Raw genomic sequence first — 3,791 nt, forward strand, 5'->3', positions numbered from 1 at the left:
GAGCCGCCTTCACGAGGCGCATCCATGCCGGGCATGTTCTGTCCGCGGCAGGCTCCGTGGCGCATACCGCGCCGCATGCCGGCACCGTCCTGTTCCATTTTTCGTTCCATACCGTTTCCGCCGCACATGCCGCGTCCGCGCCCGGTGCGCGGGCCGTTGCCTTCAGGGCCTGTATTGTCATTGCAAGGCATATGAACCTCCTTTTGTTCTGATTGCGCCCTGCGCGGGGCGTCTTTATTGTTGACATATGTCATGAATAAAGTATGGGCATTATCTGACATATGTCAATAACATTTTTTTGTATAAAATATATACTGTAAATATAGCGTGTTAAGTAAAGAATGGACGGACGCGCTGCGGCCGCCGCATGAAATGTGGCTTCGGGTCGACACGGTAAACGCCGAAGTAAACTTTGAGAATGTACATGCTCAAAGTTACTCTGCTCTAGAGCAATTTAACTTTTAAATTGCTCGGACGTCTGCGTGAGCAGACGTTCGCTACGGAGGCGTAAGCGCAGTTTATCTGAGCGGTTAAACGCCGACGTGAGCGTGCCTTAAACTTTGAGAATGTACATTCTCAAAGTTACTCTGCTCTAAAGACGAAATATGCTAAAAAAGGGCGGAAACCTTGCGGTTCCGCCCTTGGGAAGTAAAGCCGTTGCCGTTTTGAGCGGCAGGTCCTGCTGCGGTTCGGTCTGTGCCGTGTTGTGGCAGGCGCAGGCGAGGGGTACGGGGGCTGCCTTATTTGGTGTAGAGGATAAGGGCGACCATATCCAGGTCTTCAGTGCCGGTATTGAGGATGCCGTGTACCTCGCCGTCATTACAGACGGTCACGTCCCCGGCTTTGACAAGCACTTCGGTTCCGTTGTCGTTATAGGTTCCCTGCCCTTTGAGCACATGATAGATTTCAAGTTCCCCGTTGTGCTTGTGGCTGCCGATGGCGCAGCCGGGCTTGAGATTCACCAGGTTGAACAGGCGTCCTTTTCCGGCAAGGCCCTCTTCATTGACGATTTTGGTGAACTTGGTGGTTCCGGGGCCACCGAACATTTCCTTTTCAAACCCTTCCAGTGCATCGGCGCGATAGATCATGTGTTCTCCTTGTGCCTTTGTTTGGTTGCGGCCTTTACGCTGCCCCACGCCCCTGCGGATGTGCATCCGCTGTCAGGCACGGGGCATCTGCTTATGCCGTTGCTTCGTCGTCATCCGTCGCTGGCGTTTCTGCCGCGCTTTTTGCCGCATTTTTTCCGCCTGTGCCTTCGGCCCGGCGTCGGGGGCGTCGGCTTGGCTTGCGTGCGGGGCGCTGCTCCGAAGGCGGCGACGCGCTCTTCATGCGGGGCGGCATATCCTTGATATGGATGTCCAACTGCGGGAAAGCCACTTCAATCCGCTGGTTGCGGAATTCCTTTTCTATTTCAAGGCGGATGGCAGAGGCCGTGGAGCCGCCCACGTCATAATCGCGCACCCAGAAAAGCAGACTGAAATCAAGGGTGCTGGCTCCAAACTCCGCAAAGGTCACGGCGGGCGGGGGATATTTGAGCACGTTGCTGTTGGCGTTGGCCGTTGCCAGCAGAATGCGCATGACGGCGGCCGTATCACTGCCGTAGGCCACGCCCACTTTTATTTCCTTGCGCACGGTACGGCTGTTGCGCGTCCAGTTGATAAGGCGGCTTGCCACAAATTCCGAGTTGGGCACGATGATAAGCGCGTTGTCGAATGTTTCCACCATGGTGGCGCGTACGCTGATCTTGCGTACCCGGCCCTGGGTTCCGCCCACTTCCACCACGTCCCCGGCCTGCAGGGTGCGGCTGAAGATAAGGATGAGGCCGGAGAGAAAGTTGTTGACGATGGTCTGCATGCCGAAACCGATACCCACGGAAAGGCCGCCAGCCACCATGGCAAGGTTGCTCAGCTCCATGCCCAGTGCCTTGAGCACGAAAAGGCCGAAAAAGCACCACAGGGCATAGGAAAAGGCCGTCTGTATGGGTGGAATGAGCGTGGCGTCTATTTGCAGACCCTGCTTGGGCAGACGTCCCAGAAAGCGCGAGCCCATGGCAACGGCCGTGCGCGTGATGTAAAAGGCGCTGACGATCATGAGCAGGTGCAGCACGTTGAACTGTGTGGCCCCCACGTTGACGCCGCGCAGAATATAGTATTGCAGCAGGGGCAGGCCGCCGGGCAGGGTTCCCACCCACTGGGTCACGCCCACAAAGGCCACCACCAGCACCACGGGCGCTGCCAGGGCTACGGCCGTGTGGGCCAGAGCCGCCCGCACACCTTCCTTGGGCAGCTTTTCGCTGATCGTGGTGACAAAGCTCATGCCGCCAAGCGAAAGTTGCAGGGCAAGAGAGCAGGAAACAAAGCAGAGATACAGCACCATGCTGTAAAGGTGCAGGCCAAAGACCGTCATGATCAGGCAGACCCACAGCACAACGGGTTCGGTTTCAAGCACCGAGCTTTCCAGATGCAGCGGGCCAAGGTCCTGCGTTTTGCGGCGGCGCTGGCGCATGATGTCCGTGATGAGCAGCGCCATCCAGATGACGAGCACAAGCGGCCGGAGCAGCGGCAGGTACAGAAGCGCATAAGCGCACAGGGTCAGCGGGATGAGATGCCAGAAGGGCGAGCGTTCTATATGCACTTCCGGGTATTTGAGCCGCCTCAGGTCCCAGGCCAGATTGATCTGGGCCACGATGAGGCTCAGGTTGCCCAGGGCCAGGAACAGGCGAAAAAACTCTCCTGTGGCGGAAATGGAACTGCCCAGCAGGGCCAGACCCACGCAAAACCAGGGCAGACTCACATGAAAGATGTGGCGCACTGTCTGCGGAGATGTTTCGTTAAGCCAGCGCCGCGACAGCAGCACCGTGAGAACGCCGGCGAAAAGCAGGCACATGAAAAAGCGCAGTACGGCAGTACCCCAGTTCTCGGGGGTTACGGGAACTTCAACGGGAAGACGCAGCAGCAGCCCCTGGTAGGAATAGGTCATCTGCTTGGGAAAATCGGCCCAGGCCGCCGGGCTGAGCCAGGGAACGGGCTTTTGCAGATAATAGTCCTTCCACAGGCTGGGCAGTTGCGTGCTGATTTCTTCCCGGGTTTTTTCCAGGCGGTTGAGCAGGGCCAGAGAGGGCGCAAGGGCCGTGTCATACTGGGCGAGCACGGCCGTAAGGCGCAGGCGGGTCATGGCCAGGGCCTGGATGTATTCCTGCATTTCGGAGCTGAGGCGCTCGTCATGCAGGTCTTCGGGCAGGCTGTCGGCCAGGTAGCTGATGCGCTCAAGCAGGGCCTGCGCCTCGCTGCGGGCGTCCATCATGGGCGACAGTATCTTGCGCACTTCTGTAATGGTCACGGTAAGGCGGCGGCTGACGGCCTCCATGGCGTTGGGCGCGTTTTTATAGGTATTGCTCAGCACCAGAAGGCGGCGGGCCTCGTCCACAAAGGGCTGTACCTTTTCACTGACGTTGAGGGCGCGGTCGGCAAAACTGTCGCTCATGGCAAGGGCTTTGCCGTTGACATCTTCAAGCATGTTGTGCTGGCTGCTCCAGACCATTTCCCAAGGGTCATGCAGCCCGCCGGTTTTTTCTTCTTCCTGTGACCCCGCGCCGTCTTCTTCCTGGGCGGCCGGGCTTTCCTTTTTGTCGGCGGCGGCCGGGCGGGCGTCTTTTTTGTCCGCCTTGGGCGGCTTGGGCGCGGCATTTTCCTTTTTTTCGGCCTTGGGCTTCGGGCTGGCTTTTTTTTCGGCCTTGGGCTTTGCGGCGTCCTTGTTTTCTCCCGTTTCCGGACGAGGGGCCGGGGTGGCAG

The 3,791-nt window shown here is 58.5% G+C and carries 3 protein-coding genes; all 3 read right to left on the reverse strand.

Features of this window, described 5'->3' with window-relative positions; genetic code table 11:
- Positions 1–191, reverse strand: a 191-nt coding sequence (locus V6C16_RS09110) for a DUF5320 domain-containing protein (RefSeq protein WP_333543050.1), incomplete at its 3' end; no start/stop codon positions are given.
- 549 nt (positions 192–740) lie between these two features.
- Positions 741–1,088 (reverse strand): cupin domain-containing protein, encoded by a 348-nt coding sequence (locus V6C16_RS09115; protein WP_333535737.1) that lies wholly within the window; start codon positions 1,086–1,088, stop codon positions 741–743.
- Between the two features lie 91 nt (positions 1,089–1,179).
- Positions 1,180–3,791 (reverse strand): mechanosensitive ion channel family protein (locus V6C16_RS09120; protein ID WP_333543051.1); only part of this gene is annotated, 2,612 nt, incomplete at its 5' end.

This window comes from Desulfovibrio sp. 1188_IL3213, from assembly GCF_036763145.1.
GTDB lineage: Bacteria > Desulfobacterota > Desulfovibrionia > Desulfovibrionales > Desulfovibrionaceae > Desulfovibrio.

Bases quoted from the DNA above. Each gene is read 5' to 3' on its own strand.
- V6C16_RS09115 (WP_333535737.1), bottom strand. From the start codon at position 1,088: ATGATCTATCGCGCCGATGCACTGGAAGGGTTTGAAAAGGAAATGTTC.